This window comes from Sphingopyxis sp. 2PD, from assembly GCF_005503695.1.
Lineage (GTDB): Bacteria > Pseudomonadota > Alphaproteobacteria > Sphingomonadales > Sphingomonadaceae > Sphingopyxis.
Genome location: NZ_SCMU01000027.1, coordinates 1 through 26,429 on the forward strand (window position 1 = coordinate 1; position 26,429 = coordinate 26,429).

At 64.9% G+C, this 26,429-nt stretch carries 30 protein-coding genes and 1 pseudogene; 22 read left to right on the top strand and 9 right to left on the bottom strand.

From position 1 onward, the window contains the following. Positions 1-56 precede the first annotated feature (56 nt). The 4 genes and pseudogenes from FFS18_RS14350 to FFS18_RS14365 form a co-directional block, all read left to right on the top strand. Positions 57-1,301: pseudogene (locus FFS18_RS14350) on the top strand (cisplatin damage response ATP-dependent DNA ligase); the annotation flags it as partial. Positions 1,302-1,498: 197 nt separating this feature from the next. Further along, a complete protein-coding gene (locus FFS18_RS14355) occupies positions 1,499-2,113 on the top strand; it encodes a superoxide dismutase (RefSeq protein ID WP_137871339.1) in 615 nt (204 codons plus the stop codon). A gap of 214 nt (positions 2,114-2,327) precedes the next feature. Continuing rightward, positions 2,328-3,707, top strand: coding sequence for an L-serine ammonia-lyase (locus tag FFS18_RS14360; RefSeq protein WP_137871340.1), 1,380 nt, complete (start codon positions 2,328-2,330; stop codon positions 3,705-3,707). A 28-nt stretch (positions 3,708-3,735) separates the two neighbouring features. Continuing rightward, positions 3,736-4,236 (top strand): hypothetical protein, encoded by a 501-nt coding sequence (locus FFS18_RS14365; protein WP_137871341.1) that lies wholly within the window; start codon positions 3,736-3,738, stop codon positions 4,234-4,236. A gap of 27 nt (positions 4,237-4,263) precedes the next feature. Here FFS18_RS14365 and FFS18_RS14370 read toward each other — a convergent pair whose 3' ends face one another. Further along, positions 4,264-4,491 carry a type 2 periplasmic-binding domain-containing protein gene (locus FFS18_RS14370; protein WP_137871342.1) on the bottom strand — a complete coding sequence of 76 codons (228 nt, stop codon included), beginning with the start codon at positions 4,489-4,491 and terminating at the stop codon, positions 4,264-4,266. Between the two features lie 668 nt (positions 4,492-5,159). Here FFS18_RS14370 and FFS18_RS14375 point away from each other — a divergent pair. The 5 genes from FFS18_RS14375 to fghA all read left to right on the top strand — a co-directional run bounded on the left by FFS18_RS14375 (position 5,160) and on the right by fghA (position 9,059). Then, positions 5,160-6,272, top strand: a complete 1,113-nt coding sequence (locus FFS18_RS14375) for an S-(hydroxymethyl)glutathione dehydrogenase/class III alcohol dehydrogenase (protein WP_137871343.1) — start codon at positions 5,160-5,162, stop codon at positions 6,270-6,272. Positions 6,273-6,400: 128 nt separating this feature from the next. Further along, a complete protein-coding gene (purU, locus tag FFS18_RS14380; protein ID WP_137871344.1) occupies positions 6,401-7,261 on the top strand; it encodes a formyltetrahydrofolate deformylase in 861 nt (286 codons plus the stop codon). A 50-nt stretch (positions 7,262-7,311) separates the two neighbouring features. Continuing rightward, on the top strand, positions 7,312-7,689 hold the full coding sequence (locus FFS18_RS14385) for a VOC family protein (protein WP_120217120.1): 378 nt from the start codon (positions 7,312-7,314) through the stop codon (positions 7,687-7,689). Positions 7,690-7,710: 21 nt separating this feature from the next. After that, positions 7,711-8,214, top strand: coding sequence for a prolyl-tRNA synthetase associated domain-containing protein (locus FFS18_RS14390; protein WP_137871345.1), 504 nt, complete (start codon positions 7,711-7,713; stop codon positions 8,212-8,214). Next, positions 8,211-9,059, top strand: a complete 849-nt coding sequence (fghA, locus tag FFS18_RS14395) for an S-formylglutathione hydrolase (RefSeq protein ID WP_137871346.1) — start codon at positions 8,211-8,213, stop codon at positions 9,057-9,059. The genes FFS18_RS14390 and fghA overlap by 4 nt, the downstream gene beginning before the upstream one ends. 96 nt (positions 9,060-9,155) lie before the next feature. Here fghA and FFS18_RS14400 read toward each other — a convergent pair whose 3' ends face one another. The 5 genes from FFS18_RS14400 to FFS18_RS14420 form a co-directional block, all read right to left on the bottom strand. Further along, complete coding sequence (locus FFS18_RS14400; protein ID WP_137871347.1) at positions 9,156-10,133, bottom strand: quinone oxidoreductase family protein; 978 nt, start codon at positions 10,131-10,133, stop codon at positions 9,156-9,158. A gap of 183 nt (positions 10,134-10,316) precedes the next feature. Continuing rightward, complete coding sequence (locus FFS18_RS14405) at positions 10,317-12,182, bottom strand: DEAD/DEAH box helicase (RefSeq protein ID WP_137871348.1); 1,866 nt, start codon at positions 12,180-12,182, stop codon at positions 10,317-10,319. A gap of 66 nt (positions 12,183-12,248) precedes the next feature. Then, on the bottom strand, positions 12,249-13,373 hold the full coding sequence (locus FFS18_RS14410) for a BaiN/RdsA family NAD(P)/FAD-dependent oxidoreductase (RefSeq protein WP_249340417.1): 1,125 nt from the start codon (positions 13,371-13,373) through the stop codon (positions 12,249-12,251). Between the two features lie 264 nt (positions 13,374-13,637). Then, positions 13,638-13,817 (bottom strand): hypothetical protein, encoded by a 180-nt coding sequence (locus FFS18_RS14415; protein ID WP_077147385.1) that lies wholly within the window; start codon positions 13,815-13,817, stop codon positions 13,638-13,640. Continuing rightward, on the bottom strand, positions 13,814-14,290 hold the full coding sequence (locus FFS18_RS14420; RefSeq protein ID WP_137871350.1) for a GreA/GreB family elongation factor: 477 nt from the start codon (positions 14,288-14,290) through the stop codon (positions 13,814-13,816). The genes FFS18_RS14415 and FFS18_RS14420 overlap by 4 nt, the downstream gene beginning before the upstream one ends. A 161-nt stretch (positions 14,291-14,451) precedes the next feature. On the opposite strand from FFS18_RS14420, the gene FFS18_RS14425 reads away from it, so the two are divergent. From FFS18_RS14425 to FFS18_RS14460, 8 genes are read left to right on the top strand one after another with little or no spacing between them, the layout of a single operon-like run. Next, complete coding sequence (locus FFS18_RS14425; protein ID WP_120218296.1) at positions 14,452-14,745, top strand: BufA1 family periplasmic bufferin-type metallophore; 294 nt, start codon at positions 14,452-14,454, stop codon at positions 14,743-14,745. Between the two features lie 5 nt (positions 14,746-14,750). After that, complete coding sequence (gene bufB / locus FFS18_RS14430) at positions 14,751-15,617, top strand: MNIO family bufferin maturase (RefSeq protein ID WP_137871351.1); 867 nt, start codon at positions 14,751-14,753, stop codon at positions 15,615-15,617. Next, positions 15,610-16,311 (top strand): HvfC/BufC family peptide modification chaperone, encoded by a 702-nt coding sequence (locus tag FFS18_RS14435; RefSeq protein WP_137871352.1) that lies wholly within the window; start codon positions 15,610-15,612, stop codon positions 16,309-16,311. The genes bufB and FFS18_RS14435 overlap by 8 nt, the downstream gene beginning before the upstream one ends. After that, positions 16,308-16,766, top strand: a complete 459-nt coding sequence (locus FFS18_RS14440) for a DoxX family protein (RefSeq protein ID WP_137871353.1) — start codon at positions 16,308-16,310, stop codon at positions 16,764-16,766. The genes FFS18_RS14435 and FFS18_RS14440 overlap by 4 nt, the downstream gene beginning before the upstream one ends. Next, complete coding sequence (locus FFS18_RS14445; RefSeq protein WP_137871354.1) at positions 16,763-17,284, top strand: sigma-70 family RNA polymerase sigma factor; 522 nt, start codon at positions 16,763-16,765, stop codon at positions 17,282-17,284. The genes FFS18_RS14440 and FFS18_RS14445 overlap by 4 nt, the downstream gene beginning before the upstream one ends. 1 nt (position 17,285) lies before the next feature. Further along, positions 17,286-17,936 (top strand): NrsF family protein, encoded by a 651-nt coding sequence (locus FFS18_RS14450; protein WP_137871355.1) that lies wholly within the window; start codon positions 17,286-17,288, stop codon positions 17,934-17,936. Between the two features lie 59 nt (positions 17,937-17,995). After that, positions 17,996-18,763 carry a head GIN domain-containing protein gene (locus FFS18_RS14455; RefSeq protein ID WP_137871356.1) on the top strand — a complete coding sequence of 256 codons (768 nt, stop codon included), beginning with the start codon at positions 17,996-17,998 and terminating at the stop codon, positions 18,761-18,763. Positions 18,764-18,806: 43 nt separating this feature from the next. Then, complete coding sequence (locus tag FFS18_RS14460; RefSeq protein ID WP_137871357.1) at positions 18,807-19,517, top strand: head GIN domain-containing protein; 711 nt, start codon at positions 18,807-18,809, stop codon at positions 19,515-19,517. A 49-nt stretch (positions 19,518-19,566) separates the two neighbouring features. On the opposite strand, the gene FFS18_RS14465 is transcribed toward FFS18_RS14460, so the two are convergent. Together FFS18_RS14465 and FFS18_RS14470 are read right to left on the bottom strand one after the other, a co-directional pair. Continuing rightward, a complete protein-coding gene (locus FFS18_RS14465) occupies positions 19,567-19,899 on the bottom strand; it encodes a hypothetical protein (RefSeq protein WP_137871358.1) in 333 nt (110 codons plus the stop codon). A gap of 79 nt (positions 19,900-19,978) precedes the next feature. Next, complete coding sequence (locus FFS18_RS14470) at positions 19,979-20,782, bottom strand: SDR family oxidoreductase (protein ID WP_137871359.1); 804 nt, start codon at positions 20,780-20,782, stop codon at positions 19,979-19,981. Between the two features lie 110 nt (positions 20,783-20,892). Here FFS18_RS14470 and FFS18_RS14475 point away from each other — a divergent pair, with 110 nt between their 5' ends. From FFS18_RS14475 to FFS18_RS14495, 5 genes are all read left to right on the top strand, one after another. Further along, positions 20,893-21,408: a hypothetical protein gene (locus tag FFS18_RS14475; RefSeq protein WP_120217105.1), complete on the top strand. Its 516-nt coding sequence runs from the start codon at positions 20,893-20,895 to the stop codon at positions 21,406-21,408. A 66-nt stretch (positions 21,409-21,474) separates the two neighbouring features. Beyond that, a complete protein-coding gene (locus FFS18_RS17525; RefSeq protein WP_249340415.1) occupies positions 21,475-22,437 on the top strand; it encodes a TonB family protein in 963 nt (320 codons plus the stop codon). Positions 22,438-22,540: 103 nt separating this feature from the next. After that, the gene (locus FFS18_RS14485; RefSeq protein ID WP_168454528.1) at positions 22,541-22,813 is read left to right on the top strand and encodes a hypothetical protein; all 273 of its coding nucleotides are present in this window, start codon (positions 22,541-22,543) and stop codon (positions 22,811-22,813) included. A 107-nt stretch (positions 22,814-22,920) separates the two neighbouring features. Next, entirely contained in the window at positions 22,921-25,656 is a 2,736-nt protein-coding gene (secA, locus tag FFS18_RS14490) for a preprotein translocase subunit SecA (protein ID WP_137871360.1), read from the top strand. Next, positions 25,656-26,015 (top strand): winged helix-turn-helix domain-containing protein, encoded by a 360-nt coding sequence (locus FFS18_RS14495; protein WP_137871361.1) that lies wholly within the window; start codon positions 25,656-25,658, stop codon positions 26,013-26,015. Before secA ends, FFS18_RS14495 begins: the two co-directional genes overlap by 1 nt. Here FFS18_RS14495 and FFS18_RS14500 read toward each other — a convergent pair. Further along, complete coding sequence (locus FFS18_RS14500; RefSeq protein ID WP_137871362.1) at positions 25,992-26,429, bottom strand: hypothetical protein; 438 nt, start codon at positions 26,427-26,429, stop codon at positions 25,992-25,994. The two genes, FFS18_RS14495 and FFS18_RS14500, sit on opposite strands and share 24 nt — an antisense overlap.

Consider the following 26,429-nt stretch of genomic DNA (forward strand, 5'->3'; position numbering starts at 1 on the left):
CCTGAAGGGGAGGGGCTTAAGCGTCTCCGCCGCCGTCGACGCCCTCTCCGCCGCCCGCCGCCACCCGCGCCACCGCCCCCGCGATCCTCGCCTCGCTCCTCGACCGCCTCGACGCCGACGGCCGCTATGCCTTGCTCAAGCTCGCGCTCGGCGGGATGCGCGTCGGGGTGTCGGCGCGGCTCGCGAAACAGGCGTTTGCGCAGGCGTTCGACGTGGCGGTCGACGATGTCGAGGAGCTGTGGCACGCGATCCCGCCGCCCTATGCCCCGCTTTTTGCCTGGGGTGAGGGCAGGGCGGAGCGCCCCGACCTTGCCGACGTGGCCTTCTTCCGCCCGTTCATGCTCGCGCATCCGCTCGAGGACGGAACGGTCGATCTCGCCGTTTATGCCGCCGAGTGGAAATGGGACGGCATCCGCGTCCAAATCGTGCGCGGCGGTGCCGAAACGCGCATCTACAGCCGCGGCGGCGAGGAGATCAGCGCCGCCTTTCCCGAACTGGTCGCGGCCTTCGATCAGGATGCGGTGATCGACGGCGAACTGCTGGTGCGCGGCGAGGTGCAGGGCGGCGAAGCGGCAAGCTTCAACGCGCTGCAACAAAGGCTCGGGCGCAAGACGGTGTCCAAGAAGATGCTCGCCGACTATCCGGCGTTTGTCCGCGTCTATGACCTGCTCGCCGTGGACGGGAACGATCTGCGCCCGCTGCCGTGGACCGAGCGGCGTCGGCAATTGGAGGGCTTCGTACCGCGCCTCGCCGCCAGCCATTTCGACCTGTCGCAGGTGATCGAGGCGACCGACTTCGACGATCTCGCCGCGCGCCGCGCGGGCGCGCGCGACGCCGCGATCGAGGGGGTGATGCTCAAGCGCCGCGATGCGCCCTATGTCGCGGGCCGCCGCGCCGGGCTCTGGTATAAATGGAAACGCGATCCGCTCACTGCCGATTGCGTGATGATGTATGCGCAGCGCGGCAACGGGCGGCGTGCAAGCTTCTATTCGGACTATACTTTCGGCTGCTGGAGCGACGATGGCGAGCTGCTCCCGGTCGGCAAGGCCTATTCGGGCTTCACCGACGAGGAGCTGAAATGGCTCGACAAATTCGTGCGCGACAACACGCTGAACCGCTTCGGCCCGGTGCGCGAGGTCGAAAAGTCGCTGGTGCTCGAGGTCGCCTTCGATTCGATCCACGCGTCGAAGCGCCACAAGTCGGGGCTCGCGATGCGCTTCCCGCGCATCTCGCGCATCAGGCGGGACAAGCCCGCGGAGGAGGCGGATCGGATCGCGACGTTGCTGGCAATGGTGACGTGATGTCTCCCCTCCCTGCAAGGGAGGGGCTGGCGGTGGGTAGGCGGCAAAGCAAGAACGCCTGCGGCCACCCACCCCTAACCCCTCCCTTCCAGGGAGGGGGATTCATGCGAAAATTTCCCCACGCAAACCTTGCAACCCGCCGCCCCGATACCGAGTTTAAGCCATCATCCCCTCTGATAAACATAATGGAGACTGCCATGACGATCGCCCATCCGCCCCTGCCTTACGCTCAGGATGCGCTGGAGCCGCATATCTCGGCCGACACGCTGGCGACGCACCATGGCAAGCATCACAAGGCCTATGTCGACAAGACGAACGCCGCGATCGAGGGCACCGAACTTGCCGACAAGAGCCTTGAGGAAATCATCCACCACGCCGAAGGGTCGGGCAACAAGGGGCTGTTCAACAACAGCGCGCAGTCGTGGAACCACGCCTTTTACTGGGAAAGCCTGAGCCCGGCCAAGACCGAACCCAAGGGCGACCTCGCCGCCGCGATCGACCGCGATTTCGGTTCGCTCGACGAACTCAAAAAGAAGCTGAAGGACACCGCGGTCAACCATTTCGCGTCGGGCTGGGCATGGCTGGTGTCGCGCGACGGCACGCTGTCAGTGACCGACACGCATGACGCGGGAACCGAGCTGACCGCGGGCATCAAGCCTTTGCTCGTGATCGACGTGTGGGAACATGCCTATTACATCGACCGCAAGAATCTGCGCCCGGCCTATGTCGATGCGGTGGTCGACGAACTGCTCAACTGGGATTTCGCGGCGGAGAATTTCGCGCGCGACACGACCTGGACCTATCCGGCCTGACCCGAAAATCCTCCCTGCGGCGAAGCCGTGGGGAGGGGGACCGTCGCCGCAGGCGATGGTGGAGGGGCAGAGACGGTAGCGTCATCGCCCCTCCGTCAGCGCTTCGCGCTGCCACCTCCCCATCGCTTCGCGACAGGGAGGATTTGCCCGAAGCCGTAACGAAATTTGAACTGGTATCTATCGTGATGACGGTGCCGCCTCTATAGGCGCCGTCATGACGATCAGCCTGTTCGAACTCTTCAAAATCGGTGTCGGTCCTTCCAGCTCGCACACGGTTGGGCCGATGGTTGCGGCGCGGCGTTTCACCGTGTGGCTCGACGAGTCCGAACTGCTCACGAAGACGGCGCATGTCGAGGCCGACCTCTACGGCTCGCTCGCGCTGACCGGCAAGGGGCACGCCGCCGACACCGCGGTGGTGGCGGGGCTCGCGGGCGAAATTCCCGCCTCGACCAGCCTTGCCGCGATCACCGCGCATTGGGATCGCGCGACGAACGAAGGCTTTCTCTACCTGCTCGGCCGCCAGCGGGTGCGCTTCCAGCCGGCGCGCGACCTGCATTTCCAGATGCGCCAGCGCCAGCCGTTCCACAGCAACGCCTTGAGCTTCACCGCGCGCGACAGCGACGGCGAGATTTTGGCGAAACGCATGTATTTCTCGATCGGCGGCGGCTTCGTCGTCGACGAGGACGAGGCGGGGCGCAACAGCCGCGGCGCCGAGGACGAGGTCGAACTGCCGTTCGCCTTCACCTCGGGCGCCGACCTGCTCGCCATGGGCGCGGCGGCGGGCAAGAGCTTTGCCGAAATGATGCTCGAAAACGAGCTTGTCCACCGCAGCCTCGACGAAGTGAACGCCGGACTCGATGCCATCGCCGCGGCGATGGACGCCTCGATCGACGCCGGTTGCTGCAGCACCGGAATCTTGCCCGGCGGGCTGAAGGTCAAGCGCCGCGCGCCGCAGATCGCCGCCGATATCCGCGAGCGGCATGAGGCGAACCTGTCGGACCCGATGGCGATGATGGACTGGATCAACCTGTGGGCGATGGCGGTGAACGAGGAAAATGCCGCGGGCGGCAAGGTCGTCACCGCACCGACCAACGGCGCCGCGGGGATCATCCCGGCGGTGATCCGCTATTACAAGCGCAGCTATCGCGGCGACGCGGCGGGGGTGCGCACCTTCCTGCTCGCCGCGGGCGCGGTCGGCGCGCTCTACAAGCGCAACGCCAGCATCTCGGGCGCCGAGGTCGGCTGCCAGGGCGAGGTCGGCGTCGCCTGTTCGATGGCGGCGGCGGGGCTGACCGCGGCATTGGGCGGCACCAACGCGCAGGTCGAAAATGCCGCCGAGATCGGCATGGAGCACAACCTCGGCCTCACCTGCGATCCCATCGGCGGGCTCGTCCAGATCCCGTGCATCGAGCGCAACGCGATGGGCGCGATCAAGGCGATCGACGCGAGCCGCATCGCGATGATCGGCGACGGCACCCATGTCGTCAGCCTCGACACGGTGATCGCGACGATGCTGCAGACGGGCCGCGATATGCGGGATAAGTATAAGGAAACGTCGAAGGGCGGGCTGGCGGTTAGTGTGGTGGAGTGTTGAGGGGTAGCCAAATGGGGAAGCCGTGCCGTTGTTTCGCCTGCTGATCCTTTTGGTCGCGACCTTTCTGGGCTTCGCAAATGCGACAGCTTGCGAGGTGGCCGACGTGCAGAAGACCCCGAAAGAAATCGATCGGAACGCGCGGCAGCAGTTTGAGAATGCTGATGGCGTGTATGAGGGGGTCATCCTCGCCAGTCCGGATGACCGTGATGGCGGGAAGTTCTTGGTAGTCAAAACTCACAAAGGGCAGGGCAGGAGCTTTCAGTTCCTTCAATTGCCCATTGCGGGCGGCTGTATCGGCGCGCTCGGACCAAGTGGGTTGGCCGATGCTGGTTTCCTAGCGGTTTCAGCGGAATCCAGCGCTCATTTTGACGGATTGATCATGCCCCAAACAGCCGAAAGTTGGGAGCGCCAAGGGCTCGTTGATCGAGGCAGAGTCACGACCGCCAAAGTCGCAGCAGCTTTTGGTGGCTTGTTCCTTATTCTCCTTATGGGTGCGATGTGGCGCCTCAAGCGGCGAGGGCGGAAATAGTCTTTTGAGCAGAGCGCGTGTGCAAGATTACGCAACCTCGCTCCGCCGCAATGCCCCCGGCAATTCCTCGCGCAATTTGTCGATCAGCAGTCGCACCTTCGGCAGCAAATGCCGCCGCTTCGGATAGAACGCCCAGATCGGTTCTTCCTGCGGCCGCAGCGGGTCGACGAGCGAGAGCGCGCGCCGCTTTGCAGACGCGGCATCACATGGAAATCGGGAGGCTGGCAGGCGCCAGCGTTTCACCACCTTCGTCACCCTGAACTCGTTTCAGGGTCCATTGCCTGCCATTTCCCTCGGCGCCGCGTTTTTGTTTCGCACAAAGACACAAAGCCACGAAGAGGTCGCGCCGACCGCGAAGCGGCTTGCCCCTGCAACGGTGCGCCAGTCGCGCCGTTGATGGAGGAATGGGCCTGTCGGCCCAAGCCCACGTCTTCGTGGCTTCGTGCCTTTGTGTGAAAAATATCTGGCGCCGCCCAAAGCGGTTGGCGCCGGGCCATGGATGCTGAAACGCGTTCAGCATGACGAAAATGATGGGCTGGCGCTCAACTCCGACGAACGGACGCATGCCGAAAAATAGCGCTTTCCTACATTATTTCGCTGTGTCAGCCTGCAATTTCGGCACATTGACCGCCGATATTCGCGCTAGCGCTTAAAGCCACAAAGGACACAATATTGACGCGCGCATGCGGGGCTTTTGTGGCTTTAGGGGCGAAGCAGCGCCGTCAATCCTCCCTGTCGCGCAGCGATGGGGAGGTGGCAGCGCGAAGCGCTGACGGAGGGACGATGACGCGACGTCGCGCCCCTCCACCATTCGCTTCGCGAATGGTCCCCCTCCCCATGGCCTTTGGCCACAAGGAGGATCATCCGTATCTTGCATTGCCGCCGCATTTGCCTGATTGGGACGCCCGAGAAGGAGACCCGCCATGAAGACCCGCGCCGCCGTTGCGTTCGAAGCGAAGAAGCCGCTCGAAATCGTCGAACTCGACCTCGAAGGCCCGAAGGCGGGCGAAGTGCTGGTCGAGATCATGGCGACGGGCATCTGTCACACCGACGCTTACACGCTCGACGGTTTCGACAGCGAGGGCATCTTCCCGAGCGTGCTGGGGCATGAGGGCGCGGGCGTGGTGCGCGAGGTCGGCGTGGGCGTCACCAGCGTGAAGCCTGGCGACCATGTGATCCCGCTCTACACGCCGGAATGCCGCCAGTGCAAAAGCTGCCTTTCGGGCAAGACCAACCTCTGCACCGCGATCCGCGCGACGCAGGGCAAGGGGCTGATGCCCGACGGCACGACGCGCTTTTCGTACAAGGGCCAGCCGATCTTCCATTATATGGGCTGCTCGACCTTCTCGAACTTCACCGTGCTGCCCGAGATTGCGGTCGCGAAGATCCGCGAGGACGCGCCCTTCCAGAGCGCGTGCTATATCGGCTGCGGGGTGACCACCGGCGTCGGCGCTGTGACCAACACGGCCAAGGTCCAAGTCGGCGACAATGTGGTGGTGTTCGGGCTCGGCGGGATCGGGCTCAACGTGCTCCAAGGCGCGCGGCTCGCGGGCGCCAACAAGATCATCGGCGTCGACATCAACCCCGATCGCGAGGAGTGGGGCCGCAAGTTCGGGATGACAGACTTCCTCAACACCAAAGGCATGAGCCGCGAAGACACGGTTGCCGCGATCGTCCAGATGACCGACGGCGGCGCCGACTACACCTTCGACGCGACGGGCAATACCGAAGTGATGCGCACCGCATTGGAAGCGTGCCATCGCGGCTGGGGCACCTCGATCATCATCGGCGTTGCCGAGGCGGGCAAGGAGATCGCGACGCGGCCGTTCCAGCTGGTCACCGGCCGCAACTGGCGCGGCACCGCCTTCGGCGGCGCCAAGGGCCGCACCGACGTGCCGAAGATCGTCGACATGTATATGACCGGCAAGATCGAGATCGACCCGATGATCACCCACGTCATGGGGCTGGAAGAGATCAACAAGGGCTTCGACCTGATGCATGCGGGTGAGAGCATCCGTTCGGTGGTAGTCTTCTAACCCTTATTTTCCGTTCGCCCCGAGCTTGTCGAAGGGCCGCTCTTGCTTCATGCGGCGGCCAAGGAAAGAACGGTGCTTCGACAGGCTCAGCACGAGCGGTTGTGGGGGTGCGCCGAGGGAGGAAGAAATTGACCGGACCCTATGTCCTGACCTTCAGCTGCGTCGACGCGGTGGGGATCGTGGCCGCAGTCACCGGGCTGCTGGCGGAGCGCGACGGCTTCATCCTCGACAGCCAGCAATATGCCGACCTCGATTCGGGGCGCTTTTTCATGCGCGTCGAATTTCGCGGCGCGGGGCCGCGCTTTCCCGAGGGGTTGGCGGGGGTGCAGGCAGCCTTCGCCCCGATCGTCGAGCGTTTTCAGATGGACGCGCGGATCAGCGACAGCGCCGCAAAACCGCGCTTCGTGATCGCGGTGTCGCAGGGCAGCCATTGCCTCAACGACCTGCTCCACCGCTGGTCGACCGGCAATCTCGCGATTGACATCGTCGCGGTGGTGTCGAACCACGAACATCAGCGGCGGCTGAGCGAATGGCACGGCGTACCGTTCCACCATTTCCCGGTCAGCGACGCCAATCGCGCCGACCAGGAAGCGCGCATCCTGGATTTGATGGCGCGCAGCGACGCCGAATATCTGGTGCTGGCGCGCTATATGCAGGTGTTGTCGCAGGACTTGTCGGCGAAGCTGGCCGGGCGCTGCATCAACATCCACCACAGCTTCCTCCCCGGTTTCAAGGGCGCCAAGCCCTATCACCGGGCGCAGGAACGCGGGGTCAAGCTGATCGGTGCGACCGCGCATTTCGTCACCAGCGACCTCGACGAAGGGCCGATCATCGAACAGGCGGTCGAGCGTGTCGATCACCGCGACAGCGTCGAGGATCTCATCCGCATCGGCCGCGATGTCGAGGCGCAGGTGCTGGCCAAGGCGGTACGCTGGGTCGCCGAACAGCGGGTGCTGATCGACGGGCGCAAGACCGTGGTGTTTCGCTGACAAGGCTGGCACAAGATCGGTATCGATTCGCAACGAAAAGGGAGAGAGCGGTGTATAGTCACAATATGGTCGGCACGAACGACGTCGCGAAAGCGAAAGCCTTTTATGACGCGACCTTCCAGGCGATCGGCGGCAAGCCGGGGATCGAGGACGACAAGGGCCGCTTGATCTATATGCACAATGGCGGATTGTTCCTCGTCACCCCGCCGATCAACGGCGAGCCCGCAACGGCTGGCAACGGCTGCACCATCGGTTTCGCGATGGAGGACGAGGCGCAGGCGAAGGCATGGCACGACGCCGGCGTCGCGGCGGGCGGCACCAGCATCGAAGACCCGCCGGGTGTGCGCGAGGGCGGTTTCGGCAAGCTGTACCTCGCCTATCTGCGCGATCCCGACGGCAACAAGCTGTGCGCGCTGAAGCGTCTGTAAGCCGCAGCTGAAAGATTGACGATGCGCGGCGAAGCGGGATTGCTGGCGGACCTCGGCACGCTCGCCATCCCCTTCGCCGCGCACGAACATGATGCGGTGTTCACGGTTGCGGAGAGCGATGCGGTGAACGCCGATATTCCCGGCGCGCATACGAAAAACCTGTTCCTGAAAGATAATGGCGGCGCCTTCTGGCTCGTCACCGTGCCGTCGGAGGCGCGCGTCGACCTGAAGGCACTGCCCGCGGCGATCGGCAGCAAGCGGGTGAGCTTCGGCAAGGCCGACGACATGGACCGGCTGCTCGGCATCGCCCCGGGATCGGTCACCCCACTCGCCGCGATCAATGCGGTACCGGGCAGCATCACCGTCGTGCTCGACCAGGGGTTGGCGGCGGCCGACCGGGTGAATGTCCATCCACTGCGCAATACCGCGACGCTGGGGCTGTCGGGCGGATCGATCCTCGACCTCTTGCGTCATTGGGGGCATGATCCGGTGATTGTCCCCATTCCCGTTCAGGAAATCGCATGACCCTCGAAACCGTCTCCACCGTCCGCAGTCATGGCGGCACACAGGGCGTGTACAAGCACGCGAGTACGACCACTGGCACCGATATGACCTTTGCCGTGTTTGTCCCCGACCATGAAGAAGGCGCGTGCCTTCCGGTGCTCTGGTATCTGTCGGGGCTGACCTGCACCCACGCCAATGTGATGGAAAAGGGCGAATATCGCGCCGCCTGCGCCGAGCATGGGGTGATCTTTATCGCGCCCGATACGTCGCCGCGCGGCGAGGGTGTTCCTGACGATCCCGACGGGGCGTGGGATTTCGGGCTGGGCGCTGGGTTCTACGTCGATGCGACCGAGGAACCATGGGCGAAACATTACCGGATGCGCTCCTATGTCGAGGACGAGCTGCCCTCACTGATCCTGCGCAATTTCCCGAGCGCCGACCTGACGCGGCAGGGCATTACCGGCCATTCGATGGGCGGGCATGGGGCTCTGACCATCGGGCTGCGCAATCAGGATCGTTTCCGCTCGGTGTCGGCCTTTTCGCCGATCGTCGCGCCGTCGCAATGTCCGTGGGGCGAAAAGGCGTTTGGCAACTATCTCGGCGCCGACCGTGAGGAATGGCAGGCCTATGATGCGTGCGCGCTACTCGACCAAGGGCTGCGCGTGCCCGACCTGCTCGTCGATCAGGGCGACGCCGATAATTTCCTGACCGAACAGCTGAAGACCGAACTGCTGATCGCGGCGTGCGAACGCGCGGGGCAAAAGGCCGAGATCCGGATGCAGCCGGGATATGACCACAGCTATTATTTCATCTCGACCTTCATGGCCGAGCATGTCGCGTGGCATGCGGAGCGGTTGCAGGCTTAGGCGTCGCCCCCGCGAAGGCGGGGGCCGCTGTCGGCCTTGATCTTCCTCGCTGCATAAACCTCCGGCGGCCCCCGCCTTCGCGGGGGCGACGGTTGGTCACGGAATCAGCAGGCTGGATCCAGTCGTCCTACCCGCTTCCAGATCGGCATGCGCCCTCGCCGCATCCTGCAATGAATAGCGCTGCCCCACCGTAATCTGCACCGCGCCGCTTTCGATCATCTCGAACACGCGGGCCGCGCCCGCTGCGCGCTCGCCGGGGAGGTGGTAATAATCGAACAAAGTCGGACGGGTGACGAACTGCGATCCGTGCTGCGCGAGTATGCCAAGGTTGACGCCGGTCACCGGCCCGCCGGCATTACCATAGCTGACGATCAGTCCGCGCCGCGCGGTGGCCTTCAGCGATACGTCCCATGTCGCCATGCCGATGCCGTCGAAGGTGACGGGAACGCCTTGCCCGTCGGTGATTTCGCGGACGTGCGCGGCAACATCGTCGTTTTTGTAGCGGATGACATGATCGGCGCCCGCCGCGTGGGCGGCATGTTCCTTCGCTTCGGTGCTGACCGTCCCGATCACCGTGGCACCGATCGCCTTCAGCCACTGGACGAGGATCAGCCCGACCCCGCCCGCGGCGGCGTGGACCAGCACGGGCCACCCGGCCTCCACCTTGGCGCAGCGTTCGACGAGCATTTCGACCGTGCACGCCTTCAGCAGTGCGGCAGCGGCGGTTTCGTCGTCGATGGTGGGGGGGAGCTTGAACAATGATGCCGCGCTGACCAACCTTGCGCTGGCATAAGCGGTGCGTTCAGGGCCAAAAGTCGCGACGCGGTCGCCGGGCTGGAAGCCGTGGACGCCTTCGCCGACGGCGATCACTTCACCCGCGGATTCAAGGCCAAGTCCACCGGGCAGCTGCACAGGATAAGTGCCGTCGCGGTGGTAGATATCGATGTAGTTGAGGCCGATCGCTGTGTGACGGAGCAGCACCTGGCCGGGGCCGGGCTTGTCCAGCGTCACCTCGCGCCAGTCGATGACCTCGGGGCCGCCCTGGCGTTCGATAAAGGCTTGGATTGCTTGCATCGGCTTGCTCCTGCTGTCCGACCCATCTGGTGGGCCGGGCAGGGGAGCGCAAGGGAAAGTCCGTCCATCAACATCGTCATTGCTAGGAGCCCCGGACTTGATCCGGGGCGACGCGGCAATCTGGAGCGGTGCAGGGCCGCGCCGGATTGCTTCCCCCGGCTTTCGCCGGGGTCGCAATGACGGCTATTTCGACGGACGGCGCGGGCTGCGCTGGCCGAAGGGCTTGGGCTTATAGCGTTCGTTGCCGCCCGGGCCGCCGGGACCACGCGGGCCGCGCGGGCCGGCGCGGTCGCCGAAGCTGCGGTCGCCGCCAGGCGCGCGGCCCAAGGTGGCGCGCGGCGCGCGGTCGCCCGAATGGCCGCCCCCATGTCCGCCTTTATCGCGGCGCGGCGGATAGGTCGGGCCGTCGGGCGCCGGGGTGATCGACACGCCGCTGTCGTCTTCGCCATCCTGATTCGCTGTCCGCACCACCGCCTCGGCAAAGCGGTCCGCGATCGCGCGCGGGATGTTGAACATCGTTTCCTTCGGGCCGATGCGGATCGCGCCGATTTCGTTCTTGCTCACATGCCCGCGGCGGCAGAGCAAAGGCAGGATCCAGCGCGGGTCGGCGTTTTGATGGCGCCCGATGTTGAGGCGGAACCAAACGGCGTCCTCGAACCCCTCGCGACGATCTCCGCCGCGGTCGGGACGTTCGAAACGCTCGCCGCGCTCGGGGCGGCCAGCGGTATCGCGGCCGCGCGGGCCGTTGTCGATCAGGTCCTCGGGCGGCGGCATCAGTGCGCGGTGCGAGCGGACCAGCGATGCGGCGATGTCTTCGGGACTGCGCTCGGCCATCAACCGCTGCGCGAGTTCCAGATCCTCGGGCTCATGCTCCTGCGGCGTGAGCAGCTTTTCCATCAGCCGTTCCTGGTCGCGCGCGCGCACATCGGCGGCGGTCGGCGCGTCCATCCATTCGGCCTCGATCCGCGCGCCGCGCAGCATGCCGTCGACGCGGCGGCGGCGGGGATAAGGGACGATGATCACCGCCGTCCCCTTCTTGCCCGCCCGGCCGGTGCGGCCCGAACGGTGCTGAAGTGCTTCGGCATCGCGGGGGATTTCGACGTGGATGACAAGGCTGAGGGTCGGCAGATCGATGCCGCGCGCCGCCACGTCGGTGGCGACGCACACTCTTGCCCTGCGGTCGCGCAGCGCCTGCAACGCGTGGTTGCGCTCGTTCTGGCTATGCTCGCCCGACAGCGCGACGGCGGCGAAACCGCGTTCGACCAGGCTGGCGTGGAGGCGGCGGACATTGTCGCGCGTCGCGCAGAACAGCATCGCGGTTTCGGCCTCGTGGAGTCGCAGAAGGTTGATCACCGCGCCCTCGATGTCGGCGGGGGCGACGGTCACCGCCTGATAGGCGATGTCGCCATGGCCGCGATCTTCGCCGACGGTCGAGATGCGCAGCGCGTCGCGCTGATAGCGCTTGGCGAGCTGCACGATCGGTTTGGGCAGCGTCGCAGAAAACAGCAGCGTGCGGCGCGTTTCGGGGGTGCCGTCGAGGATTTCCTCGAGGTCGTCGCGAAAGCCCATGTCAAGCATCTCGTCGGCTTCGTCGAGCACCGCAACGCGCAATGCGCTCAAGTCGAGCGCGCCGCGTTCGAGATGGTCGCGCAGGCGTCCGGGGGTGCCGACGACGATCTGGACGCCCTGGCCGAGTGCGCGGCGTTCCTTGCTGGCGTCCATGCCGCCGACGCAGGTTGCGATGCGCACCCCGGCCTTGCCATAGAGCCAGGCGAGTTCGCGGCTGACCTGCAGCGCGAGTTCGCGCGTCGGGGCGATGATCAGCGCCAGCGGCGAGGTTGCGAAGGGCAGGCGTCCGTCCTCGAGCAACTCGTCGGCCATCGCGAGACCGAAAGCGACGGTCTTACCCGATCCGGTCTGCGCCGAAACGAGCAGGTCGCGGCCCTTCGCTTCGGATTCGGTGACATGGGTCTGGACGGGGGTCAGCGCTTCATAGCCGCGCGCGACGAGAGCGTCCGAAAGGACGGGCGAAAGATTTTCGAAAGTCATTGTTATCTCAATAGCATAGGCGGCCACCGGTGCGGTGACGAGCCGATAGAAAGGGGCTCAATGGGCTTAAATCACCTGTCCGGCAGCGTGTCCGCTTGCCCAGGCCCATTGAAAATTATAGCCGCCTAACCACCCTGTGACATCTACGGCCTCGCCGACCGCATAGAGGTTTGGAACGGTTTTGGCCACCATTGTTTGCGACGACAGGCTGGCGGTCGAAATTCCGCCCACGGTGACCTCGGCTTTGGCAAAGCCTTCGGTGCCATTCGGACGGAAAGTCCAGCGGGCGAGACGCGACTCGGCGTCGGCGAGTTTGCGGTCGGTTTGCGCCGCAAGTTCGCCGGGGAGCGCAAGGCGTTCGGCAAGCGTTTCGGCGAGGCGGTCGGGGAGCATCGCGGCCAGCGCCGCGCGCACCGTGGCGCGCGGGCGGGCGCGTTTGGCGCCGAGCAGCCAGTCTTTCGGTGCGTCGGGCAAGAAGTCGATCGTTACCGGCTCGCCATGGCGCCAATAGCTGCTGACTTGCAGGATCGCCGGACCGGAGAGCCCTTTGTGCGTGAAGAGGGCCGCTTCGCGAAAGGCTGCTTTGCCCGCGCGCGCCTCGACCGGCGCGGCGATTCCCGACAGTTCGCGGAACAGCACATCGTCACCGCCGAGCGTCAGCGGGACTAGCGCGGGGCGCGGTTCGACGACCTTGAGCACGAACTGGCGGGCGAGGTCGTAGGCGAAGCCGGTGGCACCCATTTGCGGGATCGACGGACCGCCCGTCGCAATCACCAGTGCGGGGGCGGTGAAACAGGCGTCGCCGAACTGAACGGCGAATTTCGCGTCGGCGTGGGTGACGTCGCGGATCGGCTGGCCGGTGCGTACATCGACTCCGCCCTTCGCGCATTCGTCCAGCAGCATCGCGACGATCTGTTTCGCCGAACCGTCGCAGAACAGCTGGCCCAGCGTCTTTTCATGATAGGCGATGCCGTGGCGCTCGACGATCGCGATGAAGTCTGCAGGGGTGTAGCGTGCGAGCGCCGATTTGGCGAAATGCGGGTTCGCCGACAGGAAGCGGTCCGGCGCGGTGTTCACATTGGTAAAATTGCAGCGCCCGCCGCCCGAGATCAGGATCTTTTTGCCCACCTGATCGGCATGATCGAGCAGCAACACACGCCGCCCGCGCTGCCCCGCGACCGCGGCGCACATCAGCCCGGCCGCGCCGGCACCCAGCACGATGGCGTCGTAATGGGTGACGGTCACCGCCACCTTCCCCCTTGATGGGGGAAGGATACGCAGCCTTGCCGCGCAGCGGCTAGGCGGAGTTGGATGGGGGTGACGGTGCGTCCTTCAACCGCCATCTCAGGCCGAGAGCGCACCCCCACCGCTGCGACTAAGTCAGCAAGCTGGCAAGTCTCGCGGCCTCCCCCATCGAGGGGGAGGGAGGGGCCGTGCGTTTGATCCATGACAATATCAGTGCAGCTTGGCGATCGACAGGCCGTCGGCCTTCGCGCGGGTCTTCACCGATTCTTCGCTGCGAGTAAGCGCCTTGGCGATCGCTTTCAGCGCCATGCCCTTTTTCGCCAGCGTGTGCAGCTTGTCGATTTCGGCCGCGGTCCACGGCTGTTTGTGGCGTTCGAACTTGTCCTTCATGCCTGCGTCTCCGGATCGGCTTCGACGACGAGGATCTTGATGGCATCCTCGCGATCCTGAAATTCGACGCTATCACCCGCCTCAGCGCCCATCAGCGCGCGTGCGAGCGGGGCCGAAAAGGCAACGCACCCCAGCGCCGGGTCGGCTTCGTCGCCGCCGACGATAGTGACCGTCTTTTCGGCCTTGTTGAGGCGATAGGTGACGCGGCTGCCGATGCCAACGCTGCCGTCCTCGGGCAGTGCCTGCACCTCGGCGGTCGACTGACGCGTGTGAAAATAACGCAGGCGCCGCTGCAATTTCTTGCGCGCCTCTTCATCCGCAGTCTTCGCAATCTCGGTTTCAAGCCGCGCCACCTCTTCGCCGAGCAACCGAAGCCCGCGTGGGGTCACCAGATTCGGGCCGACTGCGATGGGCAGCTCGAATTCGGGTTCCTTATGATCGTCGTCGCTTTCGCGGCGAAACGCTACGCTCATGGTCAGGCTTTCGGTTTCAGGGAGAAGTTGTCCTCTGGACGCCGAAGGTGGCGACAAAATGGCGCAGCCCACCGCGTCGGGCGTAACCTTCGGCGGGCGCCGCGCGAAACTCCTGTCGATGCCATCCCCCGCATCGCCCATTTCCCAAGGGAGTATCCATGATGTCGAATAGTCTGAAACTGTCGCTCGCCGCCTCGGCCGTCCTTGCCATGGCGGCTGGCACGCTCGCCACCCCCGCCGCCGCCGCCGATGGCGCCAAGGAAAAATGCTACGGCGTGGCATTGAAGGGCAAGAATGACTGCGCCGCCGGTCCGGGCACCAGCTGTGCGGGCACCTCGACGGTCGATTATCAGGGCAATGCCTGGAAATATGTCGCCAAGGGCAGCTGCGAAAAGATGGGCGGCACGCTGGCGGCGCACAAGGGCAACGCCAAGCCGGTCGCCAAGAAGAGCTGAGGCAAGTGCCCCCCCGCCCGCTCCGCGACTTGCCGCAGCGCGCCGGTTTCGGGCTGAAGCCCGAACATTATGCCGACGTGCTGGCGGCGGCGGAGCGGGGTCCCCTGCCCGCCTGGGTCGAAGTCCACCCCCAAAATTACTTCGGCGCAGGCGGGCCTCCGCATCGTTGGCTGACCGCGATCGCGGACCATGTTCCGCTCAGCTTTCATTCGGTCGGGCTCTCGCTGGGGTCGGCGGCGGGAGTCGATCGCGATGAGCTCGCCTCGCTCGCCGCGCTGTGCGAGCGATACGAACCGGCGATCGTTTCGGACCATTTGAGTTGGAGCAATGGGCCGGACGACAAATTCCCCGATCTGCTGCCCATCCCCTACAGCCACGCGGCGCTCGCCCATTTCGTCGGCGAGGTCGGACGGGTACAGGACCGCTTGCGGCGGCCGATGTTGATCGAAAATCCATCGCGCTACCTTGCCTATGCCGCCGACGATTGGGGCGAGGTCGATTTCCTTCACGAACTGTGCCGCCGCAGCGGTTGCGGGCTGCTGCTCGACGTCAACAATGTCGAAGTGTCGGCGTTCAACCTGGGCTGCGATCCGGCGCCGTGGCTCGATGCTTTTGATCCGGCGCTGGTCGGCGAAGTGCATGTCGCGGGGCACAGCCGCAAGGACGATGGCGTCGGCGGGACGATCGCGATCGACGATCATGGATCGGCGGTCCGGCAAAGCTGCTGGGATTTGCTCAGCGCCTTCCTGCGCCGCGCGGGCCCAAGACCGGTGTTGGTCGAATGGGACAGCGATGTTCCCGGTTATGCGACGCTGATCGCCGAAGTGGCCAGGGCCGATGCGCTGCTCGCGTCGGAGCCGGTCGATGCGTGACGCGCAGGCGGCGATCGCCGCGACGTTGCTCGGCGGACCCGATCATCTGCCGCACGGACTGTTCGCGGGCGATCGCGGCGCGGTGCTGCGCGGGCTCTGCGTCCATGCCAACACCATATCGCATGCGCGGCTGGTGGCGCTGGAGGACAGTTTTCCGCGCACCCGCGACCATCTGGGCGCCGCCGAGTTCAACCGGGTGTCGCGCGCCTTTATCGACGGTGGCGGCGCGCAGGGTCGCACGCTCGCGTATATTGGTACGGCGTTTCCGGGCTGGCTTGCCGATCCGGTCGCCGCCGATCTGGCGCGCGTCGAATGGGCATGGCTCGAAAGCTATCATGCGGCCGACGCACCGGCGCTCACGCTCGCCGACCTCGCCGGGCTGGACGAAGCGGCGCTGCTGGGCCTTGCCGTGCGGCGTCACCCGGCGGTGCGTGTCGTCGCGCTGTCGCGCCCGTCAGCCCCGCTGCTCGATCCCGGCCTGACGCGCGATGTCCGCATGCTGTTGATCGCGCGGCCTGACGCCGCGGTGCGGCTCTTTGCGATCGACGCTGCCGATGCTGCGGCGCTCGATCTGGCGCACGAAATTACGCCGCTCGGTAACCTCATCGCGCATCTTGCCGAAACCCATCCCGATGGCGGCGCTGCCGTCGCGGCGCTGATCGGCGCTGGTGCTTTCGAAAGGCTTGCGGAATGAACCGGGTGGTTGGACTTTACGATCGCAGTGTTGCGCTGATCGCGGGGCGGGTGCCCGAAGCGTTCGCATTGCTGTTGCTGCGGATCGCACTCGCTGGGGTGTTCTGGCGATCGGGGCACACCAAGACGGTCGAGGGCGCGTTTCTGACGATCGATCCGGTGCAATATGACCTGTTCGCGTCGGAATTTTCGGGCCTGCCGCTCGATCCCGTTATCGCGGTCCCCCTGACCACCTATGCCGAGCATATTTTCCCGGCGCTGTTGCTGCTGGGGTTGGCGACGCGATTTTCGGCGGGCGCGCTGCTGGTGATGACGCTGGTGATCCAGACCTTTATTTTTCCCGACGCCTGGTGGCCCGTCCATTCGCTGTGGGCCGCGATGGCGGCGATCCTGATCGTGCGCGGCGGCGGGCTGTTTTCGCTCGATGCGGTCATTGCTAGACTGCGGGGCAGATGAGCATCGACGAACCCTCGCTGGCGCGCCTGATGACGGCATCGCAGCGCGGCGACCGCGCCGCCTACCGCGCGCTGCTGGGCGATTCGGGCAAATGGCTGGCGCGCTATTTCGCGCGGCGGATCGCGCCGCACCAGGTCGACGATCTGGTGCAGGAGACGTTGGTATCGATGCATCGCAAGCTTGCGACCTGGGACAACAGCCGGCCGTTCCTGCCCTGGCTCGCGGCGATCGCGCGCTATCGCTGGATCGACCTTTTGCGCCGTCAGCGCGACGAGGTCGAGCTGGGCGAGGGCGACGCGGCGGTCGGGGCCGAGGACGAGGTCGTCCACGCGCGCCTCAGCCTCGACCGCATGCTCACGCTGCTGCCCCCGGGGCAGGCACAGGCGATCACGCTGGTCAAGATCGAGGGTGCCTCGATCGCCGAAGCGTCGCAGATTTGCGGGCAGAGCGAGGCGCTGGTGAAGGTGAATATTCATCGCGGGCTGAAGAAGCTCGCGCAATTGATTGAAAGCGAATGAGATGAGCGACGCCGCGATCGACGACCTGATCGACAATCTTGCCGACGAGCTGGAGCCGGTGCGCCCGCGCCGGGTCGCGCGCGGATCGCTGTGGGTTGCCGCGGGCTGGGCTGCGGGCGCCGCAATCTTGTTCGGGCTGGGCGGGATGCGGCACGATCTGGCCGAAGGCGTCATGATGCCCCCGCTGCCGCTGCTCGCCTTCTGGTTGATCGTGGCGTTGGGTTTCGCCGCGGCGTGGAGCGCGCTGCGGATGGGATTGCCGGGGGTCGGGCGCGATTACAGCGGATGGCGCTGGGCCGGGCTGGCGGCGCTCGCTTTGCCTTTGTCGGCGCTGGTGATGGCGATGGACGATGGCCATGCGGCGCTGGAAGCGGCGCATCCTGAAAATGGCCTGCATTGCCTGATGCAGGGGGTGCTCGCGGGGCTTGGCGTCGGCGCGGCGCTGTTTGGCTGGCTGAAGCACGGCGCGCCGACGTCGCCGGAGCGCGCCGGCTGGGTGGTCGGTATCGCGGCGGGCGCGGCGGGGGCGACGATCGTCGCGCTGCATTGCGCATCGAACGACATGATTCATATCGCGCTGTGGCACGGGCTCGCGGTGCTGTTGTCGGGCATTGCGGGCCGCATATTGCTGGCGCCGCTGCTGCGCTGGTAGGATCGCTGGACAGCATATCTTCTGTGTGTTATACGTGTAATACACAAAGGAGATTTGCGATGCGTAACTGGACGATGGCGGCGCTGCCGCTGGCCTTGGCGATGACCGTCACCGCGTGCAGCGGCGCCGACCGCAAGGACGGCGCTTCGGCAGGCAAGGGCGACGCGGCGCAGCCCGCCGATGCAGGCCCGACCACCACCCAAACCTATGCGCTGTCCGGATTTACCGAGGTCAAGGTCGCCGGTCCCGACGACGTGACCATTCGCCGCGGCGATGCCTTTTCGATCAGCGCCAAGGGGCCGCAGGCGGTGCTCGACCGGCTCGAGATCGAGGTCGACGGCCCGACGCTTTTGATCGGACGCAAGCGCGAAGGCTTCAGCTTTTCGAGCCGCGAGGACAATGACGTCGAAATCACGATCACCATGCCGCGTCTGACCGGCGCGCGGCTGACCGGGTCGGGGTCGATCGATGCCGACAGCATGGACGGCGATGCGGTCGAGGCGGTGGTCACCGGTTCGGGCGACCTCAAGGTCGCGAAGCTGACCGCCAAGCGTGTCGACATCAGCGTATCGGGATCGGGCGACATCGAAATCGGCGGCGGCACCGTTGATGCCGGCGAATATGGTATCACCGGATCGGGTGACATCGACGCTGACGGCCTTGTCGCGCGGACGCTGGAGGTGTCGGTTACCGGATCGGGTAATGTCGAGGCGCAGGCGTCGGGCACGGCCGATGTCAGCATCCTGGGATCGGGCGACGTGACGCTGGGCGGTGGCGCAAAATGTTCGTCGCGCGAAGTCGGATCGGGGACCGTGACCTGCAAATGATGCGGTGCTGGCACCGTCTGCCCGGACGGGGTAAGGCGGTGCCATGACCCTTGCGCTTCGAAACGCCGCACTGGCGGCCGCCGTCCTTTTGGCCACCGCCCCCGCTGCGGCAGCCGAAAAACGCTTTGGCCTCACCAGCTTCGAAGCGATCGAAGTCAACGCCGATTATGTGATCGAGGTGACGACGCGCGCTCCCGTCGGTGCGGTCGCGTCCGGGCCGCAGGATGCGCTCGACCGGCTGAGCCTCGAGGCGCGCGACGGACGGCTGGTGATCGGGACACGCCAGTTCGCGGGCGACGAAAAACGCCGCGCGCCGCGCGGTGCAGTGACGATCCGGATCAATGTTGCGGGTCTGCGGACGGCGACGATGGGCGGCGCGGGATCGCTCAGCATCGACCGGATGAAGGGCAATCGCGTGTCGATCGCGCTGCGCGGGCCCGGGACGGTTTCGGTCGGCGCGATCGCCACCGACCGGCTTTCGGTCGCGATGATCGGCAACGGCACGATGACGCTGGGCGGAACGGCAAAACAGGCGCAAATGACCGTGTCGGGCGCGGGGCTGTTCGACGCGGGCGCACTGGCAGTCGACATGCTGACCTTCGACGGCGAAGGCGCGGGCGAGAACCGGCTGCTTGCAGTAAAGACCGCGGGAGTGACGGCGCGGGGGGTCGGCAAGACGGTGGTGCTGGGCAAGCCCGTGTGCACGGTGCGCAATGTCGGCGCCGGGTCGGTGCAGTGCGGGGCGGCGAAGTAATAGTATAGCGTGTAAAGCGGGAATGTCGGGTATCGACCGAAAGTGGACGTCAGGCGTCGCTCAACCACTCAAGATGAAGGCCAGCACCATCAGCGAAATTGGCTGAACGAAGCCGATCCACCGTCTCAATCATCACTTTTGAAAGTTGCTGATTGGAAAGTGTCGCTGCAACCTCATTCTCGACGCCGAGAATAGCGATCTTTGTGCCGATCAGCAGCACATAACGTTCGCTCTCCCCGCCGAAATTGCCCCAATAGCTGCTGAGACCGACGCCTTTTGCTGCGATTTGACGAGCGTCCCGTCGCTGCTCCAAGCTATCGATCTCTTCTACAGAGACGTCGAAACGCAAGCCAAAATACGCAACACACGCACTGGAACTCATATCTTCGCCTCCCCTCCATCGGCGTAAAATGGTGAACGTCTGCAATCCACCCCAAAGCTGACCTCCGGCGGCAGGCCGCTTACTGCCCGGCTGTCCCCAACCCATCGATCTTCTTCGACTGGCGGATGATCAGTCCGGGGAACCAGCGCGCGAGGCGCGCCAGCCGCCTGGCCATCTTGCCGACGGTTACATGGACCTTGTCGCCGTGGACCGCCGCCCACGCCGCCTCGGCGACACGTTCGACCGGGACGATCTCGAATCCGCTCTGCGACAGGCGGTCGCGCGCGGGTTCGTTGCTGTCGGCGCTGACCTGGTCGAGCAGGGGGGTGTCGATGAAGCCTGGCATCAGTGAGCGGACCTTGATGCCATATTTCGCAAATTCGATTTCCAGCGCCTCGGTCAGCCCGCGCACCGCGAATTTGGTCGCCGAATAGACGGCCAGCCCGGCGACCCCGTAGAATCCCGATGCCGACCCGGTGTTGAGGATCGCCGATCCCGGTGTGGCGCGCAGTTGCGGGAGCGCCATATAGATGCCGTTGACGACGCCGCCGAAATTGATCGCGATCAGCCGATCGTCCTCCTCGGGCGGCATGTCGGCAAACTGGCCGCCGGTACCGATCCCGGCATTGTTGAACAGGACGTCGAGCCGGCCGCCGCTGGCGGCGGCAAATTCATCCAGCGCCGCCTTCCACTGATCACGGTCGCGCACGTCCATGACGTGGCGCGACGATGCGCCGTCGGGGAGGAGCGCGGCGGTTTCGTCGATCCCGGCGCGGTTGACGTCGGCGATGCCGACGAACCAGCCCTGCGCCGCGAAATGGCGCGCGACCGCGCGCCCGATGCCCGAACCGCCACCGGTAATGAAAATCGCCTTTCGAGCCATCCCGCCCCTCCTTACATTCTTGTCAGTCCGACAAGATGCCAAGTTGACGTGCCGGTCAAGCGACAATGACGGCTTGGCAAGCGGGCGGGCGGCTGGCTAAGAGGGCGGCGATGACCCGCGGCCTCCGCCTGATCCTCCTGTTCCTGTTGCTGTTTTGCGCCGGACTGACCGCTCCGGCGCGTGCCGAGGTGGTCGTGAGCTTTTACAGCCATGATTTCGGCGACCGCTTTCCGCACGCCTTCATCGTCATGAAGGGCAAATTGGATGCGACGGGCGAGGTGATCGACGCCAATTACGGCTTTACCGCGACAACCGTCAGTCCGGCGATCCTGTTCGGGTCGGTCAAGGGCAAGGTGGAATCGTCGGAGCCCGACTATATCGCCAAGAGCGATCGCCAGTTCGATGTCGTCGTCGACGATGCAACCTATGCGCGACTGATCGCCAAAGTCGCCGAATGGCGCGACCGTGAACAGCCGAGTTATAGCCTGAACAAGCGCAACTGCGTGCATTTCGTCATGGAACTGGCCGAGGCGGTCGGGCTCAAGGTCAATCGCAACAGCAAGCTGTTCAAGAAACCGAAGAGTTTTCTGATCGAGGTGAAGGGGCTTAACCCAGAGTTGGGATAGGGGGAATTCATGTTGCCATTGTTATTGCTCCTCGCCACGGCGGCTGACCCCGTGACGCCAACTGACGTGGCGAGGGCTGGCGAGCCGATGACACCGGCGGGGAACCCGGGAACCTGGGCTACCAACGCCGATTATCCAGCGACGGCGATGCGCGACGAACGCGAGGGAACGACGGGCTTTCGCTTGACGATCGGGCCGGACGGACTGCCGCAGCGGTGCGACGTCACATCGTCGAGCGGACATACCGATCTTGATACCACGACCTGCCGACTGGTGATGGAGCGCGCGCGCTTTCGGCCGGGCCGCGACGAAAATAACCAGCCCGTCGGCGGTACCTATTCCAACCGCATTCGCTGGACGATCCCGGACAATTACATCGACAAACTGGCAAATGCGGGATTTAGCGTCGACCAGACACGCGAGAGCTGGCCGCGCGGTCCGTCGCCCCTTCCCGCCATGCTGCTGATCGACACGACAGCCCATTATCCCGCCGCAGCCCTTGCCGCCCGCCACGAGGGCGATGTCCATATGGCTGTAAGCGTCGATGCGCTGGGCAAGGTGAGCGGATGCAGTGTCATTAACAGCAGCCTGTCGGCCGATCTCGACAAGGCGGCCTGTGCCTTGATGTTGAGCCAGGGTGCCTTCACGCCGGCGCTCGACGGCAATGGAAAGCCGACCAAGGGGGTCGTGCCCGCGATGTTCCGCTGGTTCCTGCCGCGGCCGGAGGCACCCGTCGCCAACGCCGAGCGGTCGCTCGCGCTGCGGAAATTTCCGATGAGCGAACCGGGGGAATCCTCGCTGTCGGTACTGTTGGACGCCGAAGGCAAGGCGAGCAATTGTACTTATTCAAGAATCGGCGAAACATGGCTTGTGGCCCCCGGCATCAACCCGTGCGACACGATCGGTGGGGCGCAGCACTATATTCCCTTCACGGATGCCAAGGGCCAGCCGGTCGCGCGGCGCATAACGCTCCGCATCGAAGCGAAGATCGAGGCGCCCGACGTCGCAAAGCCGTCCACGGTGCCATAATCCGCCCACTAAGGTTCTGCCCCTAGACGCCGCGCAGCTTTCACCCTATGTTCAGGGAACGGGGCGCAATATGTTACGCTCCGATGCGTAACAGGGGCGATTCTTGCGGTTATTGCTGACCCTTTTGGCATTGCTGACCGGTCTGGCGACTGCCGACCGGGCGGTTGCCGCGCCTGCCGTTCCGGCGGCGATGGGGGCGCTGGTCCTGCTCGCCGAAACCGCGGGCCAGGCCGAGGTCAGCGATAGCGAACGTCGTCCGTCCGCGACAACGCCGACCCGGCGGTCGAGCGGCGGCGGTACGGGCCGCAAGCCGCGCAAGGCGCCGCCTCCGCATCTTCCCGGCCTCCTCACCGGCAGCGACCGCGCGCTCGAATAGAGTGCCGGTTTAGCGTCCTGTTCGTGCAGGCGCCGCCCCGCGATGGGGCTTTGCATATTCTTGCGGCCTCTGGGCCGCCCTTTCATTCATATTCCAAGGAATCCTAGATGTTTTCTGGCCTCGCCAAGAGCCTGTTCGGCTCGTCCAACGACCGTTATGTGAGCTCGATCCGCAAGATCGTCGACAAGATCAACGCATTCGAACCCGCGATGCGGGCGCTCGACGACGCGGGATTGCAGGCGCAGACGCAGAAGTTCCGCGACCGGCTCGCGGCGGGCGAGACGCTCGACGATATCCTGCCCGAAGCCTTTGCGACGGTGCGTGAGGCAGCGGTGCGCACTTTGGGAATGCGCCATTTCGACGTCCAGATGATCGGCGGCGTCGTCCTCCACCGCGGTGAAATCGCCGAAATGGCCACCGGCGAGGGCAAGACGCTGATGGCGACGCTGCCCTGTTACCTCAACGCCTTGGAAGGCAAGGGCGTCCACGTCGTGACCGTCAACGACTATCTCGCCCGGCGCGACGCCGAATGGATGGGGACCGTTTATGGTTTCCTGGGCCTGACGACTGGGATCATTGTCCCCAACCTCAACGAAATGCAGCGCCGCGACGCCTATAACAGCGACATCACCTATGCGACGAACAACGAGCTGGGGTTCGATTACCTGCGCGACAATATGAAGTTCGACCGCCAGCAGATGGTCCACCGACCGTTCAATTTCGGCATCGTCGACGAGGTCGATTCGATCCTGATCGACGAAGCGCGGACACCGCTGATCATCTCCGGCCCGACCGACGACAAGTCAGAGCTGTATGTCCGGGTCAACGAGATCGTCCTGCAGCTGACCGACAAGGATTATGAGAAGGACGAAAAGTCCAAATCGATCAGCCTGACCGAAGACGGCACCGAACATGTCGAGCGGCTGCTCGAAGCCGCGGGCCTGCTCCAGGGCAGCAACCTTTATGACATCGAGAACACCCAGGTCGTCCACCACGTCAATCAGGCGCTGAAGGCGATTCAGATGTTCCGCATCGACACCGACTATATCGTCAAGGACGGCAAGGTCGTCATCATCGACGAGTTTACCGGGCGCATGATGGACGGCCGCCGCTGGTCCGACGGCCTGCACCAGGCGGTCGAGGCCAAGGAAGGCGTACAGATCGAGCCGGAGAACCAGACCCTCGCGTCGATCACCTTCCAGAATTATTTCCGCATGTATCCCAAGCTTTCGGGCATGACCGGGACGGCCGCGACCGAGGCACCCGAATTTTTCGACATCTACAAGATGAATGTCGTCACCATCCCGACCAACCGCCCGATCGCGCGGATCGACGACGAGGATGAGTTTTACAAGAATATCACCGACAAGTTCGGCGCGATCGCCAAGACGATCCGCGAGGCGCAGGAGCGCGGCCAGCCGGTGCTGGTCGGCACCGTGTCGATCGAAAAGTCCGAACTGCTGTCGTCCTTCCTCGAAAAAGAGAATGTCGCGCACAGCGTCCTCAACGCGCGTTTCCATGAAAGCGAGGCGCATATCGTTGCGCAGGCGGGCCGCACCGGTGCGGTGACCATCGCCACCAACATGGCAGGCCGCGGCACCGACATCAAACTCGGCGGCAACGAGGAATTCCGCATCGAGGACGAGCTCAAGGACATGCCCGCCGGTCCCGAGCGCGACGCCGCAGTCGAGCGGATCAAGGCCGAGGTCGCCGCCGAGCGCGAAGCGGTGAAGGCGGCGGGCGGGCTGTTCGTCCTTGCCACCGAACGCCACGAGAGCCGCCGCATCGACAACCAGCTGCGCGGTCGTTCGGGGCGTCAGGGCGATCCCGGCCTGTCGAAATTCTATCTTTGCCTCGACGACGATCTGCTGCGCATTTTTGGTCCCGACACGCTGTTTTCGAAGATGATGAACAAGAATTTGGAGGATGGCGAGGCGATCGGGTCTAAATGGCTGTCGAAAGCGATCGAGACCGCGCAGAAAAAGGTCGAGGCGCGCAACTACGACATCCGCAAGCAGGTCGTCGAATATGACAACGTCATGAACGACCAGCGCAAGGTGATTTATGAACAGCGCGGCGACATCATCGACAGCGAAACCGTCGATGATGTGATGGCGGCGATGCGCGCCGAAACGGTGAACGCGATCGTCGCCGACGCCTGCCCGCCGGGCAGTTATCCCGAGCAATGGGACATCGAGACGATGAAGGAGCGCGTCGCCAATATTCTCGATCTCCACCCGCCGATCGACGAGTGGATGCAGGAAGACGCCGTCGATCCCGAGATTTTCGAACAGCGCATCCAGGCGATGGCCGACGCGGTCGCGGCGGAAAAGGCCGCGCAGGTCGATCCGGACACCTGGAACGGGATCGAGAAATCGGTGCTGCTCCAGACGCTCGACCATCAGTGGAAAGACCATCTGGCGACGCTCGACGCGCTGCGTCAGGCGATTTTCCTGCGCGCCTATGCCCAGAAACAGCCGATCAACGAATATAAGCAGGAGGCGTTCGCACTGTTCGAGCGGATGCTGTCGAACATCCGCGAGGATGTGACGCGCACCGTGGCGCGCATCGATCTGCGTTTCGAAGAACCCGAGCCGATGGCGCTTCCCGATCTGCCCGATTTCCTGACGACGCATATCGATCCGTTCACGGGAGAGGACAATAGCGCGGACATCGATAGCGGCGGGCTGGGCGTGATCGCCAACACGCTGCCCCCGATGCAGATTCCGCGGCCCGACATGCCGGAGGGCGAAAATCCCTATGCAGCGCTGGAGATCAGCCGCAACGCGCCATGTCCGTGCGGTTCGGGGCGCAAATACAAGCATTGCCACGGCGCGATCTGATGGCGGACGTCGGGCGGACCGAGCTGCGGCTGCGGATCCGGCTCGGCGATGCCATTGCGATGGGGCCTGGCAAGGCCGACTTGCTCGACGCGATCGACGCGACCGGTTCGATCTCGGCAGCGGCGCGCCAACTGGGCATGAGCTATCGCCGTGCGTGGCTGCTCGTCGAGGAGATGAACAGCTGTTTTGCCGCCCCGCTGGTCGAGGCCAGGCCGGGGGCCGGTGCGCAGCTGAGCGATTCAGCCCACGCGATGCTTGCTGCCTACCGGGCCAGCGACGCTGCGGCGCAGGCGGCGGCGACCCGGGCCGCTGGACCGATCATTGCTGCCCTGCGATCAGGGAGCTCGGACGATCAATAGCCGGACGCGCGCGACCTCGGCTTTGGACAACGCCAGTTCGTAAGTCCCGACCGGCAGATTGAACCAGACGATCTTGCGAATGCCCGAACAGGCGGGGCCATGGCCGTGCCCGATCGATGACACGGGTGCGGCGTTCGTAATGACATCGATCCAGACTTTTTCATCGGCGGCGATCCCATAGCGACCCGCCTCCGTAATTGCGATCTGCCGCGATGTGCCGCCATTTTCGAGCGCTAGCACCGTCGGGCGGCCGACTTCGGGGATCACCGCGTGGTTCCCGTCGGGCAAGGACCATGCCGCGAACGGTGTAGCGCGCAGGTCCGCCGGGGCGGTGCAAGCCGCAGTGACGGGTTCGGGCGCGGGGGGTTTCGCGGCGACGATTTGCAGCGCCAGCAAAGCGGTTTGCAAAGACAT